We start from the raw sequence: 17390 nt of genomic DNA, 5'->3' as shown, positions 1-17390 counted from the left end.
TAGTCTGAACCGTCATTTCTCCATGAATGACGTCCCAGTTCCTTTTCCTTACAGGCGTCTATACGAAACTTCCTTGACCAAATCGTACTTCTGCTATCGCTTGTAGTTGATTTCGATCCGTCTTTCCGTTAGCTAGGACCGGTAAATCAGGAATCATTTCATAAAAACTCGGTCGGGAAGGCTCGTCTACTCTATCTTTTACAAATAGGTCTATATCTCTTTTCGTAAGAGACTCATCACCCACCACAAAAGCACACAATCGATTTCCACGTGTCGGATGGGGAATTCCCACAACAGCTACGTCTCTTATTCCATCGTGTTCTCTTATGGTTCTTTCTACATATTCTGGGCTGACATTATATCCATTGACAATAATGATATTCTTTTTTCTTCCCAAAATAGTCACGTACCCTTGCTCATCTCTCATTGCCATATCACCAGTAGACAGCCATCCATCGTTAAGCATCGAGGCATCTACTTGTCCAGCGGCATAATACCCTAACATTATAGAAGGGCTTCGAACCCACAACTCTCTATCCTCAGAAAAGCGAATTTCCGTTCCAACAAGTGGTTTGCCAACCGTTCCATAACAATAATCATAAGGGCGATTCAGTGATACATTAGGACCTGCTTCCGTTAATCCGTAACCATCCAATATGGGAACACCTGTCATCTTCACCCACTGTTGAACGAAGGCATGGGTAAGTAAATCGCCTCCACATCCCCATCCCTTTACTCCTATATCTACAATCCCTCTCTGCTCTTTTAATAGATAAGGAAGCATAGATTGATAAAAGAAAGGAGCGCTTTCTACCCACCCAACCTTCTGTTCCTGTAGCACGGTAAGTATGGATCGAGGACGTAAATTAGCAGGAATGACCAAATCCATGCTATTTTGTTCCAAAACTCCCACAATACTTAATCCATATGCTCCCCAAAGTGGCAATGTGAAAAGAAGTCGTTCCCCCTCCTTATACTTGAATACTCGTGTCGTCTCGCGTTTCTGATATTCAATTCCCTCTTTACTCCATGCTACATATTTAGGTATCCCTACAGTAGAGCCTGAGGTTCTGCAAATGAGGGCGGTGTTACTAGGCATATCCCTTTCCTTTACCAAGGATAATCTCTCAATTTGTATCTTGTAGTGATCGCTCGTATAGCACACATAGTCAGCTCGAACTATCTCCAGCTGTTTGTCTAATTCGGCTACCTTTCCTAGCATGACAGGAACCGCTTGTAGTTCTTTGCATGCATAATAGGAAATTAACCAAGAGATGGGCTCATGAATAGCGATTGCAACCAAATGACCCGCAGAAACTCCCAGACGATTCATACTAACCATAAGCTGTTCTATTTCTTGTTTAATAAGGGCTGTATAGGATGTACTGCCAACAAAAACCTCATAATTAATCAAGCCGCTTCTTCCCTTCCTTGGGAGATCATATTTGGATTGTTTTTATGGGTTCTACTAAGGAAATATGAGAATGTCTGTGAAGAAATTCAATAAAAAATTGATTCTCTTGCATCCCCACTTGCTCTACTGACTCAATTGTTGTTGTTAAAAACTTTTTAAGTGGCGACTGTCGCATAATATGCTTCATCAGACCAATGTTGGTAACTTCCCATCGTTTTACAATCTTCTCAAACTGGGCCAAATCCTCCTCATAAACAGAACCGTATAGCATTACCAAATCTTTAAGCAAATCCAGATAGTAGTAGCGCATCAGTTTTATTTCCAGAACAGCTTGGCCATAATCAGAAAGATGACCTCCATTCAGTTGATCATCATATTTATAGGAGCTCAAATCCTCTACTAGCTGATTAATTGCACTTCTTCCAAAGTAATGTGTGTCGTTACCTTCTCGAACGATGAGCCCCCGAGTATATTCAAAAGCAACTGTAACAGCTACACTCTCCATCAGTTTCATTACGTCACTCTTACCTATTTTGCAAATTTCATGTAGCTGTAGCATTTCAAACTCTTTTTTACCCTGTACTTTCGTATTTTTTTCTAATTGTTTAATAGCCCGATCTCCACGCCAGCAGGCTTCAAAGTCTTGAAGCTGTATACTCCCAATATAATCTCCTGGGACACCATCATAAATCAATGCCTTTTGCTCTTCTATCCCATATACAGATATCCAATGCTTAGTAATTCCGGGGTGAAGACTATTGTAATCCATCAGATACTTATCACTATGATAATATTCGCTGTAAGGCAGGTGGAAATATGTAGCACCAATCAATGAAAGATGTTTATTTTGAATATTATGAACAATAGCCAACTTCCCTTCCTCATAGGTTCTAAACGACATGTTCTCTATTTTATAGCCCATATGCTCTGGACTGACTCCATAGCCCAGCTTACTTAAACGGAAAGAATCTATATATTCATCCCATAAACCATATCTCATGTTAATTACATCGTTTTTCTTAGAATAAACCGTTACGCTATACATCTCTATATTGGGATGTAAGCTAAGAAAGCTAGTCATTCCCTCATGCCTTAATCGCTCATGCAGGATGACGTGAAGGCAAATGGAATAATACGGAGCTTTCCTTTCTGGTTCAAATGGTTGTATTTTCATTGCTGTACGCTTCCTTTCCAACGTGTAGGCTCTATACGTTACACAGGGTAAGAGCAATTACAATCAGATATGGATTTCTTGGCAGTATGACTTGCTTGATGTGCTCTGAATGTCGGAGAGCTACTTTCTGTAACCAAATGGTTCTTGGGAGTTCAGTAAGAATCATGTTCTCTACATAATAGGGTAGAGACATTGCTATCTGCTCTCCAAACAGTGGTGTTCCAGTTTTGTACTGTTTCCAGTTAGTCAAACCAAATCGCGCTTCTTCTTCTATCCCATCCACATATTGAATTGTAAATTTATCCTGATAATCGCCAAACAGTGAAAAACCTAGGAAAGCTAAGGTTTGAAAGGAACTTGGAGCGTTTACTTCAATGATTTGGCCATCACAACTTATAACATCATTCTCAACCATTTCAGTTAATGGGAAGGCAAAAGGAATTCCTTGGTATGAAATTACTTCATCGCTTGGAAATATCTCTCCCGGAATGCTACTGTGTACATGATCCAACTGAGCAACCAGCGTTGGGTCTTGGTTTGATACTCCCTTTGCATTGAAAACGGATGCCAAACCAATTATATGTGCCTCTGTCATACTCATTGTTCAAGCACCTCAATCGCTTTTCTATCAGTCTAGAAATAGGTAGTTAGCTTTTCATAAACTTCTTTTTCTTTTTCAATGATTTTATCGACCCAATCAATCTGTTTTTGGAAAGTGGTGCTTCCCGTAACCTTCGCCTTAATCAAATAATTTCGAAACACAGCCCATATATTTACCGTCTCTTCTACTAAAGTAATAAGTGCTGGATCTATCTCGTTATGTACAGGGCTTGTTTGGTCCTGATCTGCATATAAAACAAACTCTAGAAAACCATCCCGATAGTTTATTACTCGTTTTAACATGTCAAATATTTTATCCAGATGAATTCCTAAATCTTTCCCATGCAATATCATATCCTGCTGACAAGCAAGCAATGCTTTTTGTCCGCTGAGATAGCCCTCATATCCAGGATCAGTACCAGTAATTTTGTCACAAACGGACCTAAATTGCTGTTGAAGCAATTCCTTGCTGATTTGTAAGGATGGTTCGGTCAATGTAAAACTGTACCTACCTTCTACTTCATAGGCTTGCTTGGTAGGTTCGATCGGGAACCAATCAGAAAATTCATATGGCCACAAATCTGTTATATAAAAAAGCTTAGATGCCGAATCATAGTCCTGAATTAAAACAAAATGAGAGAAGATTTCCATATCTGTATACCATGGAAAGAATCTACCGTCCACAACAGTAAAAAGCTGTCGATTTTGACTGATGGTTTCTTTGACCACATCCAATAGCTCACGCTTTTCGTAATGAAGAAATTCTGCCTTATAAATTTTTTGTAACGTACCAGGAAAAGGTATCAATACCTCTTCCTTTGCTGCTGTGAAATCATCAATGCTTCGATAATAAAATCCCCATCTGTCGGACAGTAGCCAGTGATACGGCACTCCAAATCCTTGAATATAAGAACAAATGAGATACTCTAAGCAATCTAAAAATTCCTTTCGCTTGTTATACATGACTGGATGGTGTGTCGGAATAGCCAGATTCATGGGATTCCTCCTAGCTTATTTGGACATCTACATACATTGTTTTCATTCGAACGCTCCCATGAGACATACTTATTGTTCTTTGTCTCCATATTGCATCATCACTGTAATTGGCAAGTCTTGATCCCAGTTAACCACTAATTCTAGCAAAGCAATCTTATTTTGTTCTGTATATAGCCTTGCTTCTTTTAATGCCTCTTGGTATTCATTTGGTGTAGTCAGTTTTTTATAATAACCGCCAACCGATTGAGCTAAAGCAGCATAGTTTAGCTCTATTTGAAAGCAACAGCCTATTTCCATTTCACTCATGCTTTGCTGAAATCTTGGCCAAGAAAATCCACCATTATTTATCACGATAAAAGTGATACCCAATTGATGCTCGGCAGCACTACCCACAGCTGAGTATCCCATTTCAAACGAACCGTCCCCGAGTAAGGCAATAACATGCGCTTTTCTATCAGCAATCTTCGCTCCTAAGGATATACCCATCGGTAAACCTAGGGCTGTTTGTTCACCCGGAACAACTGTACGACCGGGCGGAGCAACCGTATAAACAGGATACGAATATCCCCACATATCATGTAAACCATTATCCTGAACCAAAACGACATGCTCTCCAAATTCATGCTCGATTCCCTTTAGCATACTTCTTACAGGTGCCTTTATGTCTTCTATTTCTGCCCAAGCTGACAGAGCTTCTTGTTTTACTTCCTGCATTCTTTTTATCCACTCATTTTTGCTATTGGTACCACAATCCATATTCTCGCATGACATTCGCCATAAGTTTTGCAGAGAAAGCTGGGCATCCCCAAGTAGCCTGTAATCGGCATGAACAGAGCGCTCTAGCGACTCATAATGGCAATCAATATGTACAAAGCATGTATTTGATAAGGCTTCCTTCCAACCCATCAAAGCTGTTTCCTCTAATTGAGTTCCAATCGCTATAATCAAATCTGCTTCGAAAAGGAGCTTCTTGATTTGTGGTAACGTATACAGCCCTACATTTCCAAAAGCATAAGGATGCCTCTCATCTACTATTCCTCTTCCAGATGCTGTAGTAAAGATGGCTAATCCATGTGCCTCTGCTAAGGAGATTGTTAATTCAGACACGAATGGACGATGTTGACATCCCCCTCCTAACAGGATGATGGGACGTTTTGCTTTCGTTATCTGATTGAATACATTACGCATACTTTGTTCTTCTGGCTGAGAAAAAATAGGGCCTTGCTCATCAAGGTTCTTCTTATCAGCAGAGAACGATCCACTACCTAGCTCCTCCCATGTGAGATCATCTGGAATTTCAAGATAGACTGGACCCGGTTTTCCATTAATAGCTACAAAAACAGCTCGTCGCAAAGCCCAAATGGCTTTCTCTGGATGCTCCACACGATAGCACCATTTCGTCACAGGTTGCATCATAGCAATAGAGTTGGTTTCTTGAAAGGCTCCTTCACCGCGCATGTTCCGTGCTGTGGCATTTGAGATAACTATTAGGGGTACAGCAGCAGAATATGCCTCTAATACACCCATTATGCAGTTTGCAATTCCAGGTCCCGGGCTGGTAACTAGCACCGCTGGATTCCCTGACACCTGAGCATGTCCCATTGCCATTCCAACCGCTATCCGCTGGTCGCGAGCCGTGAAAATATGTAGTCCCTCTTTTTTATATGCGGATTCAATTAATCCTGCACCATCTCCCACCATACCAAACAGTTTGGTTATGCCTTGCTCTACAAGTACACTCGCATAAGCATCCCAGATCGTCAGACTTTTTATTGCCTCCATTACTTCACATCCTTCTATCGTTATGGATTATGTAGTTATTTTCTGCCAAATACGGCTGATACTTCTTTGGAGATTAAAAGAGGACGACTAGTAAAATTTCCTTGGTGACACACATAATTCGCTTGTAAACCATAGCCACCAAACGGATGATTTCCATTTTCAATATCATATAGGCTCAAATTCTCTGAAACGATATGGGTAGAGCGTAATTTTTCTACTAGCTCTGGCGCTCCAAAAACAGAGGCTCCAAGAGTACTCTCTACACGTTCAGGCGCATGTAACCAATCCACTACCTCTTGTTCATCTCGATAGGTTACAACATGAAAGATTGGGCAGAAAAACTCAATAACCTCACCAATTTTTTCAAGGGAGGACACGACAACAGTCGGCTCTACATAATTTATGGACACATCCACTGCTCCACCATAAACAATACGGTCTTTCATTTGTGTGAGATAATCCTGTGCCTGCTCGGACAATCCCTCGTAAAATAGCGGAGCAATTACATTCCCCGGTACATTTCGTTTACCAATCTGCAATTCTTTCATGTCCTGAATCAATGTAGCTAGAAAACGCTCTTTCATGTTCTCGTGGACAAAATAAACGTTGGGGCACATACAATCCTGTCCTGAATTATAGACACGAGCAGCTACAGCTCGCTTGGAAGCATCTTCTATATTTGCTTTTTCTCCAATGATAAATGGATTAATTCCAGCTCCGAAATACAAGAACAAAGCTTGTGGATATGTTTGTTGTACCTTCAAACTATTTTCATAATTCCCAGTAAAGACAACTACATCTGATTGCCCTGCCTGTTCTCTAAATTTCCGTTGGGAGATGGGGAGTAGTTGGGATGGTATATCTGCCTGCTTCATCAAGAAATCATGAAGCTTTACCATTGTAGATAAAGCCTTTGTAGAAGGTCTGATCAAGATTTCCTTACAAAATAAACTTGGGATAGCGGCATATAACACGTAGGAGTACAACAAAACATTCGATGAATGATAAACCGCAATTCGATCAATAGTAGGGGGATTGTAACGCTCCACTTCCTCTTCAGCTCCAAGCAAAGTTGCGATGGAAGATTCGATCTCAGCCTCAGCACTATCATAAGTAGCAATCTCCGTCAAAATATCTAGCAGCTCTACTTTGTTCGTTCGAATTCCTGAGATAAGCTTGTCCAATCGTTTTAATTGCACGTCTCTTTCCTTTGTAGCAAAAATCATAAGTAGTAAGCCTCCTTCTATTTATCAACAGTAAAAAAATTTATATATCCAAAATTTCTCTTATCTGAATAGGCCATTCTTGGAGTTGAGTACCATACACAACCAGCAAGGCATATACCCATCGGTCAATCCCAAAAGCTACGCAACCTGAATGCAATATCGAACCATTTGGTTCCGTAATATCAAACTCTTTACATAGCGTGTCTTTCACATTATTAAAGGAAGCAATTGAAAAGCTCCCTGTGTCAGTTGAAATAATCAGCTCATATTTCATGTGAGCCATCAACTGATACTGACTTTTCTCAGCGTGATGAGGAAAATAAAAAGGATCATGTGCCGTCTCTACATAACCACTAAATCCTAATTTAACAAATAATTTCCATATTAAATCTAAAAAAAAGGACCTGGTTTCCTCTACAAAGGATTCATTTCCCATAAAAACAAACTCTCTCATTCTAAAATTATGAAGTCGATGTTTTCCCAGACGCCATGGAGCCTCATGCCGGAAACAAACCCCTTCTGTACTAAGTAATAATGGTTCGTGCAAAGTCTGATTGGAATACTCTTCATAGCAATGAAAACATAGAGCTGGCGAAAGAAGATGCTCACTGCAACGAATATGTTCTTCATAGTTATCTGTTTGACCAACCTGATTAAGCACTTCATACTCATGAGGAAATTCGGCAACCACATATAGGTTTTGTGGGAAGTTTTTCACATACTGACATTTTTCCAGTGTCTGTCTTGGAATTAAAGAAGAATAGATTCTCGCCCTCGCCTGTTTAGATACTGCGTATTCCGTAAAAAGGCGCTGTAATGCCTCATATAGAGTAACGGCAGACTCTTTTCGAACCAACTCTGAAAACTCTGCTAGCATTTCTTCCTCATTAACTCGTACTTTTGTGATTTCTCCATCGGTCTTTCGAATGATTCGATTAGGAAAAGATCGGATACTCTTTTGTTCCTCTATCATGGTTTGAATAACCTGATCAATATGTGTTTCTTTACTTTTGTCGACTATGTCAATTTCAATTTGCTTTGTTTCAGGATAGAAGGAACAATGGGAAATCCCCTCAAGACTATACATTAATTTCGAAGTAATCGCTTCTGCTTGCGATTGAGAGAGGGTTCCAGCTACATGATACTGTTTTTTCATTAGCACTCACTCTTTTCTGTATAAACTACTTGCTCTGATTGTCGTTCATTAATTAAACCAGTTATTTTCTCCAGAGTTCGAAAATTTGCCAGTAAGAGATCTTCCTCACTGAACTCCAGATCAAATGCTTGCTCAAGTGCAACTATTAAGCGAATCGTAGTCATGGAGTCTAAACCCATTTTGGTTAGGTCATCACATTCAGCAATAGGTTCCCTGATCCCAAGCATGTCTTGTAGGATTGTACGTATCGTAGCTTCTGTCATTTCCTTTCATTCCCTTTCATTAAATGATTTGGACGTTCGCCTCTTTTACAAGCGAATGCAAACGTTCCAAGCTCTCCATGATCTTCTGTCTTTCTAATCCAAAGTCAACCAGCGCTGCAACCTGCGTGACACCAATCTCCTCTAGCTTCTTCAATACAGTCGTGCAAGTCTCTGGGGTACCTAGCAGGGAATAATGAGGAGAATACTTCTTAAGCATCATCGTTTTCGCAATCTCTTCTTCTCGTTTACTTTCATAATGAGGGGTAGCCTCTGCCAATGACAGGAAAGCATGCTGGTACTCATAAAAGGCATTCTTTACGATCTGTTCTACCGCTTTAAGATCATGATCCAGATAGGTATGAAGCAAAATGGTTACATCTTTGTCTTCTACGCTATGACCTCCATCGCGTAATCCAGCATGATACAACTCAATCTTCTGCTTTACATCATTCATATCATTAAAAATAAAATGGGTTAACAAATGGTATCCACGTTTCCCAGCTTCATAACAAGTCTCTTTTGAAGAAGCTACGGTTACATAAATCGGGATTTGTTCCTGATAGGGTTTAGGATATATTGTTATATCTGTTTCTCGGTCATTCCAAAGGTTTTCAATCCTTTCCATTCCCTCCCACATTCGTTCTTTTCGATGATCAAAATGCTCTGGATTTTCTTTAAAATCGTTGGGATTCCAGCCAGAAGCAAAGGAAATACTTACTCGCCCCTTTGACAATTGATCCACCATTGCCCATTCTTCTGCAATTCGAATGGGCGAATGGAGAGGCAATATGACACTTCCTACCTGAATGCGCAGTTTCTTTGTTTCCCTTGCTACAGCCGCGGCAAAAACGGATGGACTAGGAAATAACCCACCAAAGGTATGATAGTGCCTCTCAGGAAACCAGACACCATACCAGCCATGCTCCTCCGCAAATTGGATTACTTCGAATAAAAATTCATAGTGATCCTGCATGTTTTGGGCTGTAGAATCATTCAAATTTGAAAAGAAGCTAACTGAGAATTTCATTACTGTGTTCCACCTCTCTATGAAAACTCAACTGCTTGCACTTGAATAATTCCGAACTGCTGCCTTCCACAATACCCGAGTCAAAAGCAACAATGCTAGTGGAGCAAGGATACCCCACATCATATTCGCTGTGCTTAATTGATTTAAGAGATACAATGGTCCGAAGTTGCTCGCCAAAAATAACGGAATAATGTAAATACCAATGGTCTGGATTGTCTTACTATAGATTCTCGCTGGCATATGCCCAAATTCCCAAATGTCATTGCTCAAGTCATTCACAGCGGATGTTTTAATAAACCAAAACGAAAAGAGATGCGGGATCAACATGACCGTATAACTAATTACAATTCCTCCGATTAAAAATAGGACGTAGCCTGCGATATTGGCCAAACTAACCTCAATTCCTAATCGACTCCATCCCATAACCAGTAGCACACCTCCGACTACTAAGTTGGGAATCGCCAAGCCGAAGTCTATATATCTCATTGTAGTAAGGAATTGTAGAGATATTGGTTTTGTAATATATAAATCGAGTTTTCCTTCGTGTATATAATCCTCTGAGATTTTGAAAAAGTTAACGACGAAAAGGCTTACGTATACCCCTGTCACCAACATAAATGTTCCTGAAAACAATAGAATGGAATCTCTGCTTAATCCTTCAATAATCAAACCCGACTGGTATATGACGAAGATATAAATCAACTTGGATAATACAAAACCGCTCTCCACAATGACCCCGACAAAAAAATTAAAACGATACTCCATCTGCGCCATCAGACAATTCTTACAGAAGAGATAGTAAATTTTTAATATTTTTTTCAATTCTTTAACCGATGCCATGTTTATCCACCTATAGCGATATATTTTTTAATACCGATACCCCATAACAATTTGGAGAGAAGAGCAAATGCCACAATCCAGAATACTTGTAGACCCATACCTGTCACTAGTTCCATCCCCTGGTACTTTCCAATAAGCACATCTACTGGATAATTTACCGTATATTTAAATGGCAAATAGTTCAGAAAAGAAAGAATCGTATCATCAAAGACATCCAGTGGAAAAATCCCTCCACTTAAAATCACAAGCAAAATTTTCGGAGCTTCAAATATATAAGAAACATTCTCAAGCCAAAAGGCTATGGTAGTAATACTAAAGAAGATAAAGAAGTTTAATACGAGAGCAAGTAAAAGTGTAATGAGAAAATAACCGATATTAACCAAGTTAATTTCTACTTGAATCAGCCTATTTAAGATGAACAAAATGAGAAAGATTAAAATAAAGCTGACAACAATATATATGAGTTTAGAACCAAGAAACGAATAGATTTTGTAAGGAAGATATCCAATTGGTCTAATTATAAATTTGTTAAGCCCACCCTCCTTTATATCTTCCGCTACATCATACTCAAAACCAGCTTGAATGATCTTGGCTGTCACTGCCGCAATCAGCGTATATGTAATCATCTCCCGATAGGTGTACCCAAAAACGGTAGCACCGGGACTTTGACTATCAAAAATAGCTGTCCATAAGTAGGTTAATATAGTGATGGAGAATACACTTCCCACAATTCCCAAAACAAAATTAGCTCGATATTCAACTGCTGACTGTATGCCTAATTGAAAGGTATGAATATATTTCCTAAAACTGCGCAACCTTCTCATTTTTCTCATCCTTCTTATACAAAATCGTAATACTATCTTCGATGGGGATATCCTCTACATTAATGTCACTTACAGGCAAATGATCTAGTATCAACTTGGAGTTTTGCTTTAAGGACTCGCGATCCAGCTCAATCAAACTTTCAAATTCATTGTGTTCTCTCACAATCCCGTAAGCCTCTACAGCTGATTGTTGAACAGGAGAGGAAAATTGAATTTTAATGAGCTTCTTCTGGTTCAGCAATTCATTTACTTTGTTTAAGTTGCCATCATAGACAATCTTTCCTTGATTGATAATAATAGCTCGTTTGCAAAGGTCTTCTACGTCTTTCATGTAATGCGTTGTCAGGATGATCGTAGCTTTCGTCTCTTCATTGTAATACTTCAGAAATTTACGAATGCTTTTCTGAGAGATAAGGTCTAATCCAATGGTAGGCTCGTCCAAGAAAATAACCTTAGGTCGATGAATTAAGGCAGCCACCAATTCTAGCTTCATTCTCTCCCCCAAGGAAAGTCTTCTCACTTGTACATCCAAAACGTCCTTGACATCAAGTAACTCTGTTAGCTCCTCCAATGTTTTTTGATACTCGCGGTCCTCTACTTCATAAATGAATTTATTTAAATATAGGGATTCATTAGCGGGTAGATCCCACCATAGCTGACTTTTTTGCCCCATAACGATAGAAAAATTCATTTTAAATTCCTTCTTACGCTCCCATGGAACATAACCCATCACGGTTGCTTCTCCACTTGTTGGATGCAAGATGCCCGATAAAATTTTCAGGGTTGTTGTTTTTCCAGCACCGTTTGGTCCAAGAAAAGCCATCATCTCTCCCTCATCAATATCAAATGAAATCTTCTGTACCGCTTCCTTAATCAGCTTTTCCCGATGGAACAGATTTTTAATAGAATTGAGTAACCCAACTTCCTTTCTATAATAAGCATACTCTTTCTGTAGATTTGAAACGTGTATAAAACTCATACTTTCTCCTACTTTCCGACACTATCTTATAAATTTTTTATCACCATACATTCTCAGTGCTCGTTGTTGCTCACGGTTTGCTGAAGTGACTACCATCGACACATAATTTCCGCAGAAGCCAAAACTATTGATAAGCACAGATTCTACTGCTGCCTTCATACTATGTCCGATTACTGCATGAACAGGACAAGCCCGATCGAGGTTTATCAAACCAATAGTTGGTGGGATTACTTTCATTTGCAAAGAAATGATTCCTGAAGCCAATCCCATTACGCCTGAACAGCGTAACAAATGTCCAATAGCACCTTTATGGGAGCTAACTGGGATCATATTCCCCTCTTGTATAGCCTCCACAATGCCCACTGCCTCAACAAGATCACCTTGTGGTGTACCTGTTGCATGGGCCTGAATGCAATCGACTTTTTTACACTTTGCTTCCTCTAGCGCCTCACGCATCGTTTGTATCGTACTTTCTTTATCCAGCTCAACCATATTTGTTTCATAGCCACTAACAATATGACTAATTCCATCTATCCATGCTAGTGGCTTTTTCCCACGATTTTGCAGGCTTTCCTCTGACTCAAGTAAGATGATTCCTGCCCCTTCTCCTACTAAAATTCCATTACGATCTTTGTCGAAGGGACGTGCTGCCTCTGTCGAAATAGCCTTAACAATATCGAGCGAAGCATATTCATATTCATTTAACAACTCTGCTCGCGCAATCATTACCATATCGAGCTGTCCCTGTGAGACAAGACTTTTTGCCATTGCGATCGCAGAACTAATGGAAGAACACGCTGCTGATACACGTAATACGGGTGTTTGCTCACGCCATCTAAAAGGGAGGAACTCTAAAGGGTCTTTTACCCAGACCTCTGCCCTTTCTCCAATTGCAGATGAAGAATCCCCACACACAACTGGTAAAATAATAGCTTTTTTGCAGCCACGCCACGTCTCTAGCTTGCACTCTGCTTGTTCCACTGCCTCTTGTAAGGCTTTGTTTAACCAAAATTCCGCTATTGATTCCTCCAATTTGTCACTTTGAAAGTCAACTTGTCCACCTACTTGGGATCGAAAACCTTGAGCATCAAATCTGGTTAAAGAGGTAAGCGCACTTTTCCCAGAAAGCAAACCTTTAGAAAACAGCTCAAAACCGAATCCATAAGGAGAAACGATACCCAGACCAGCGATACCTACTCTCATTCCCTGCTCCCCCCTATGATTTGGTAAAGTAAATTGCCCAGTTATCATGATCGACATAACCAAACCGTGGCGATGAATTCTCTGATTCAAGCCAGACCATTGCCTGCTCTAGCTTACTTCCGTATAAACTGTCATTTCCCGGATGCCCAAATGTCCAATCTGCTAGTTTTCCGACTGGTACTATCCCCCCTAGGGTAGACTCTTTCATTAACGCCGCAACACTAATACTTCCAACAAAATCGTCTGTTAAGGAAGGCTCCCGATCTATATCAACTACTATCATTAAATCCGTACGATTTTCCCTTATCAGATTGTACGCCCAGCCTAAACCACTCAAGCCACCATACTGATCAGTCAATGTTGCAGAAGGCCCTTTAAAATTGAATTGCAGGGTAACAAGTGCAGTTGGAGAGCTTGAATCGATAGCTAAGCTCTGATGCGGTCTGATTCTTCTGCGCGGTTGATGAAAAGCATTTAGATAAGAATCAATTTCTATAGAGACAGCATTAGGCACATTCATAATGACTCCTCTTCGATCTGGCTCTGGTAAAAGATTTTTCTGTTCTAATAAAGAAACAACATAAGCGACAGATTGCAGAAGAAACGGTGTCAATTTTTGATGAATTTTAAACGGTTTTTGTGTATGTATTGAAGTGAAAGCTGTATCATCTATTTTGCCAAACCATTTATTCGAGCTTATTTGTTCTTTATCTATAAAGAAATGATATCCGGTCACAACTGTAATCGATTCCCTATCCATCGACTTAACCTCTCTATATTTTTTTGAATAAATGGTATTATTTACTAAATTGTTTACATGTTATCACGATATTTTTAAAAAAACAAGTTACTATAATTGTATATTTTTTGTACATTTTATATATTTTTCAATAAGTTATGTGGAAATATATTGACTTTTTTATCAAGTCAATTTCCAATTCCATTCTCGTTCTCTTCCATATACTATTAAGAGTAAGTAAGGTTTCGTTAATTCCATATTTTATAAATTTTATGTAACAACACCAAAGAACACCTATAAAATGACAGGTGTTCCTTGGTGTTACTTCTACATATATCTCCATAATCAATGATATACACTATGCACCAAATCGCTTTCTATATCCAGACTTCCTACATAATTCCTCGACAGCTTCCCTTCTAGGGAAGCATAGTTGATTTGATGCTATCTGTTATAGTGTAATTATTTATGATTAAATTTGAGTTTTTAAGTTTTCTTTTAAATGCTTTGTAATGTTTTGTAATACTTGACGAATTTGGTCAACAATTCGTCAACAACTTCCTTTGTATTCGTATACGTACCTTGGAGTTGGTTTGCAAAAGAAAAAGTCGTCTCCTTAAATTTAGGAAACGACTTTCTTAATTAAATTACACATCAACCTTCACTACATCCTCTACAGGTATCCACCAAAAATCCTCCTCACTTTAACTTGATTTGTTTAAACGTTGAATCAAACTTGTCTACCCATCCCCAAGCAAATTCAATTACACCTCTATCCTCTTTTGTCTCTTTCCACCAGCTAATTGTTAAGGCGTAATCATACTAACGTGAGTCAGATATCCTGTACCAAAACTCGGCAAGCTCATCCTCTTCAATGATCGGTTTCTCGATCAGTTTTTTATCCTCGTGATACTGACGTAACATTTCTGCATGTTCTGGCAAAATAAACTTCGTTACAAGTGGATCAAGAATTTTACTAGCCATTAAAACATCTCCCTGAATACGAATGTGTGTTCTTATTTTATTAGATGATGAAGAGATTATGCAATGGGTAAAATTACATGTTCAATAAATCTGGTAAACAATAGAAATAATTTTTAAAATGTATTATATTTACATTTATACTAATATTATGATATAACTAAGAGGCAATAACCTAACCCTTAAGGAGAGTGATCATTTTGAGAAAAGCTTTAGCTGCTTTAGGAGTACTTGCAATGGTTACAGCCGCAGTTCCAGCATCAGCTTCAACTCAATTCTCTGAACCTAAGGAAATTACAGCATATGGAGATGTACAGTTTGGACAGACGGTTACGCATAACGTTGCTGGATATTCTAGTTCCAGTACAGACTTTCTGGATTTAGGTAAGTATGGTAGTCATACAATTGTAGTTCATGCAATAGGTAATGTATCTGATGTAACGGTCCATGTTAATGGGGATCCTACGAATACTAGACTTCAAGCTGGAAGGAATACTTTTAATGTTACGGGAAGCACAGTAACCTTTAAATATTATGGTAAATCGACTGGAACTAAATCCTTCAAAGTTACGTACTCTAAACAATAGGCATATAGCTTTTTGAAAGTTTCACTAAGGTTATAAAATAGGTTTCCAACAGTTTAGATTTTACTTCTCTGTTGGAAACCTTTTATTATTCACATCCTAAAAATCCCTTCCAGTTTCACCATTTAATTATTTCTGTACATGGTTAACACTTGATAGCCCTCACTTTTAGTGGCCCAATTCCGTTACAAAAATCTCATATAAATCAACTTGGTTGCTGACATATTTCGTCAACTAATTTTTATTCTGTGGTTCCTGTCCACTAGCCACCCTCACCTCATCTGCCACCCGATGTTTATACCCTCATTTAAAAACCTAACATTTCAAAATTAACACGTTAGTAAGATTAAGAACAATTAAATAAAACCCATTTTATGGTATAATAATTAATATTAACGTAAGGGGGTTATGATCTAAATGCGATCATACTTATCTGGAGCAGGATTATCTCTGTTCTTTGCTAATTTAATTTTGTTTATCTATGTATTAAGTCCTACGATTGATTTTACTGATTTAAGAATATCGGGTTTTCAGAGTATTCTTTTATTTGTTACCTTATTTAATTATATTTGTTGTATCTTTGGGTGGTTTTTACTTTATATTTTTCGAAAAAGAACAATAATAAGTTGGCATCTTTGTACATTTTTTTTCATCGTACTAGGAAGTATTTTCGCCGTTCCACTCTATTTCCTTGCTATGAGAGCAATCATTGTACCTATTATTACTATTTTGGGTTCGGTTATCTTTTTTATGTCACAATATAATAACTCCAAATTCATTTCGACATTATTTAGCCTTAGTGGTCCGATTTTAACAGTATTGTTGATTATGATTGTTCAGTTTTTTTAGGATAGTCCTTAGTGTAACTATAACAAACTTCCATATAGATTTGATTTATAAAATTGATACTAGGTGTTTTTTAGTTGTAGGATACATATTAGTCGTAACTTCTAAAACACTTTAAAAAGCCCCTTAAAAATTGGTGCTTTTTAAAGTTGAAAATCGACTATTTAAACTGCAAATTTACGGCGACTTACGCCCCATTCCATAGGAGGAAATAGGGATAAAGGAGTTTCATTATGGTCAGCAATATCAAATGTATAAACTACATTTTTTCTATTACCCATTGAATTATCCGTATCGATATATACTTCATAATTTGGAAACCCATCATGCAAACCTTCAAATGTTCCAGTCCCGTCTGAATTAAGAGTTACTTTAAATTCATAATCAATAGCTGGAGCATTCGGTACTAAAGGATTTGCACTTGAACACACAACTTTATATTTTACTTGTTTTGAGTTGATCCATTTAACGTCTAGTAACTGAAGACCACTCACAGATGCCCGCGCTGTTTCTCCTGTAGTCAGATTATGAGTTTCACCAATGAATTTATGTTCTGTAACAGTTTTTTTAGAAAAATCTACTTTTACATCATGTTTGGTACGAGAACTTCCGAAATAATCGAAATCTCGGTCATCTCCTTTAAACCAATCAGTACCCTTTAAAATTCTAAGTTTTGCCATTGGAATAAACGTTTTAAAACGCAATCTAATCATACCCATAAAAACACCTCAACTCTTATATTTGAACGGAAGGGTA

16 protein-coding genes and 1 pseudogene are annotated in these 17390 nt (G+C 38.4%); 1 reads left to right on the top strand and 16 read right to left on the bottom strand.

The window, feature by feature from the left end; genetic code table 11:
- Nucleotides 1-58: 58 nt before the first annotated feature.
- The 15 genes and pseudogenes from ACQV1I_RS03025 to ACQV1I_RS02955 all read right to left on the bottom strand — a co-directional run bounded on the left by ACQV1I_RS03025 (nt 59) and on the right by ACQV1I_RS02955 (nt 15207).
- The gene (locus ACQV1I_RS03025) at nt 59-1414 is read right to left on the bottom strand and encodes a class I adenylate-forming enzyme family protein (protein ID WP_094701539.1); all 1356 of its coding nucleotides are present in this window, start codon (nt 1412-1414) and stop codon (nt 59-61) included.
- A 25-nt stretch (nt 1415-1439) separates the two neighbouring features.
- Nucleotides 1440-2588: a hypothetical protein gene (locus tag ACQV1I_RS03020; RefSeq protein ID WP_116335246.1), complete on the bottom strand. Its 1149-nt coding sequence runs from the start codon at nt 2586-2588 to the stop codon at nt 1440-1442.
- A 31-nt stretch (nt 2589-2619) separates the two neighbouring features.
- Nucleotides 2620-3189, bottom strand: a complete 570-nt coding sequence (locus ACQV1I_RS03015) for a hypothetical protein (protein ID WP_116335247.1) — start codon at nt 3187-3189, stop codon at nt 2620-2622.
- A 32-nt stretch (nt 3190-3221) separates the two neighbouring features.
- Nucleotides 3222-4184, bottom strand: a complete 963-nt coding sequence (locus tag ACQV1I_RS03010; protein WP_116335248.1) for a hypothetical protein — start codon at nt 4182-4184, stop codon at nt 3222-3224.
- A gap of 69 nt (nt 4185-4253) precedes the next feature.
- A complete protein-coding gene (locus tag ACQV1I_RS03005) occupies nt 4254-5966 on the bottom strand; it encodes a thiamine pyrophosphate-binding protein (protein ID WP_116335249.1) in 1713 nt (570 codons plus the stop codon).
- 35 nt (nt 5967-6001) lie between these two features.
- Nucleotides 6002-7192 carry an aldehyde dehydrogenase family protein gene (locus tag ACQV1I_RS03000; RefSeq protein ID WP_116335250.1) on the bottom strand — a complete coding sequence of 397 codons (1191 nt, stop codon included), beginning with the start codon at nt 7190-7192 and terminating at the stop codon, nt 6002-6004.
- A gap of 40 nt (nt 7193-7232) precedes the next feature.
- Nucleotides 7233-8348 carry an amino acid--ACP ligase gene (locus ACQV1I_RS02995; RefSeq protein WP_094701533.1) on the bottom strand — a complete coding sequence of 372 codons (1116 nt, stop codon included), beginning with the start codon at nt 8346-8348 and terminating at the stop codon, nt 7233-7235.
- Entirely contained in the window at nt 8348-8611 is a 264-nt protein-coding gene (locus ACQV1I_RS02990) for a phosphopantetheine-binding protein (RefSeq protein WP_094701532.1), read from the bottom strand. The genes ACQV1I_RS02995 and ACQV1I_RS02990 overlap by 1 nt, the downstream gene beginning before the upstream one ends.
- A gap of 19 nt (nt 8612-8630) precedes the next feature.
- Nucleotides 8631-9638, bottom strand: a complete 1008-nt coding sequence (locus ACQV1I_RS02985; RefSeq protein WP_018673518.1) for a MupA/Atu3671 family FMN-dependent luciferase-like monooxygenase — start codon at nt 9636-9638, stop codon at nt 8631-8633.
- A gap of 27 nt (nt 9639-9665) precedes the next feature.
- On the bottom strand, nt 9666-10478 hold the full coding sequence (locus ACQV1I_RS02980) for an ABC transporter permease (RefSeq protein ID WP_116335251.1): 813 nt from the start codon (nt 10476-10478) through the stop codon (nt 9666-9668).
- A 2-nt stretch (nt 10479-10480) separates the two neighbouring features.
- Nucleotides 10481-11302 (bottom strand): ABC transporter permease, encoded by an 822-nt coding sequence (locus ACQV1I_RS02975; protein ID WP_018673516.1) that lies wholly within the window; start codon nt 11300-11302, stop codon nt 10481-10483.
- A complete protein-coding gene (locus ACQV1I_RS02970) occupies nt 11280-12281 on the bottom strand; it encodes an ABC transporter ATP-binding protein (RefSeq protein ID WP_018673515.1) in 1002 nt (333 codons plus the stop codon). Before ACQV1I_RS02970 ends, ACQV1I_RS02975 begins: the two co-directional genes overlap by 23 nt.
- 21 nt (nt 12282-12302) lie before the next feature.
- Nucleotides 12303-13484, bottom strand: coding sequence for a beta-ketoacyl synthase N-terminal-like domain-containing protein (locus ACQV1I_RS02965; protein WP_116335252.1), 1182 nt, complete (start codon nt 13482-13484; stop codon nt 12303-12305).
- Between the two features lie 13 nt (nt 13485-13497).
- A complete protein-coding gene (locus ACQV1I_RS02960) occupies nt 13498-14244 on the bottom strand; it encodes a beta-ketoacyl synthase N-terminal-like domain-containing protein (RefSeq protein ID WP_094701529.1) in 747 nt (248 codons plus the stop codon).
- Between the two features lie 626 nt (nt 14245-14870).
- A pseudogene (locus ACQV1I_RS02955) lies at nt 14871-15207 on the bottom strand (YolD-like family protein).
- Between the two features lie 233 nt (nt 15208-15440).
- On the opposite strand from ACQV1I_RS02955, the gene ACQV1I_RS02950 reads away from it, so the two are divergent.
- Nucleotides 15441-15791, top strand: coding sequence for a hypothetical protein (locus tag ACQV1I_RS02950; protein WP_236645919.1), 351 nt, complete (start codon nt 15441-15443; stop codon nt 15789-15791).
- Between the two features lie 1007 nt (nt 15792-16798).
- Here ACQV1I_RS02950 and ACQV1I_RS02945 read toward each other — a convergent pair.
- A complete protein-coding gene (locus tag ACQV1I_RS02945) occupies nt 16799-17353 on the bottom strand; it encodes a DUF3238 domain-containing protein (RefSeq protein ID WP_116335254.1) in 555 nt (184 codons plus the stop codon).
- Nucleotides 17354-17390 lie beyond the last annotated feature (37 nt).

The organism is Brevibacillus sp. JB24b, assembly GCF_051713385.1.
Taxonomy (GTDB): Bacteria; Bacillota; Bacilli; order Brevibacillales; family Brevibacillaceae; genus Brevibacillus_B; species Brevibacillus_B laterosporus.
This window is presented reverse-complemented; position numbering and strand designations above follow the sequence as displayed.

Excerpts from the sequence above, each read along its gene's own strand:
- ACQV1I_RS03020 (WP_116335246.1), bottom strand. The coding sequence starts at position 2,588 with ATGAAAATACAACCATTTGAACCAGAAAGGAAAGCTCCGTATTATTCC.
- ACQV1I_RS03015 (WP_116335247.1), bottom strand. The coding sequence starts at position 3,189 with ATGAGTATGACAGAGGCACATATAATTGGTTTGGCATCCGTTTTCAAT.
- ACQV1I_RS03010 (WP_116335248.1), bottom strand. The coding sequence starts at position 4,184 with ATGAATCTGGCTATTCCGACACACCATCCAGTCATGTATAACAAGCGA.
- ACQV1I_RS03005 (WP_116335249.1), bottom strand. The coding sequence starts at position 5,966 with ATGGAGGCAATAAAAAGTCTGACGATCTGGGATGCTTATGCGAGTGTA.
- ACQV1I_RS03000 (WP_116335250.1), bottom strand. The coding sequence starts at position 7,192 with ATGATTTTTGCTACAAAGGAAAGAGACGTGCAATTAAAACGATTGGAC.
- ACQV1I_RS02995 (WP_094701533.1), bottom strand. The coding sequence starts at position 8,348 with ATGAAAAAACAGTATCATGTAGCTGGAACCCTCTCTCAATCGCAAGCA.
- ACQV1I_RS02990 (WP_094701532.1), bottom strand. The coding sequence starts at position 8,611 with ATGACAGAAGCTACGATACGTACAATCCTACAAGACATGCTTGGGATC.
- ACQV1I_RS02985 (WP_018673518.1), bottom strand. The coding sequence starts at position 9,638 with ATGAAATTCTCAGTTAGCTTCTTTTCAAATTTGAATGATTCTACAGCC.
- ACQV1I_RS02980 (WP_116335251.1), bottom strand. The coding sequence starts at position 10,478 with ATGGCATCGGTTAAAGAATTGAAAAAAATATTAAAAATTTACTATCTC.
- ACQV1I_RS02975 (WP_018673516.1), bottom strand. The coding sequence starts at position 11,302 with ATGAGAAGGTTGCGCAGTTTTAGGAAATATATTCATACCTTTCAATTA.
- ACQV1I_RS02970 (WP_018673515.1), bottom strand. The coding sequence starts at position 12,281 with ATGAGTTTTATACACGTTTCAAATCTACAGAAAGAGTATGCTTATTAT.
- ACQV1I_RS02965 (WP_116335252.1), bottom strand. The coding sequence starts at position 13,484 with ATGAGAGTAGGTATCGCTGGTCTGGGTATCGTTTCTCCTTATGGATTC.
- ACQV1I_RS02960 (WP_094701529.1), bottom strand. The coding sequence starts at position 14,244 with ATGGATAGGGAATCGATTACAGTTGTGACCGGATATCATTTCTTTATA.
- ACQV1I_RS02950 (WP_236645919.1), top strand. The coding sequence starts at position 15,441 with ATGGTTACAGCCGCAGTTCCAGCATCAGCTTCAACTCAATTCTCTGAA.
- ACQV1I_RS02945 (WP_116335254.1), bottom strand. The coding sequence starts at position 17,353 with ATGGGTATGATTAGATTGCGTTTTAAAACGTTTATTCCAATGGCAAAA.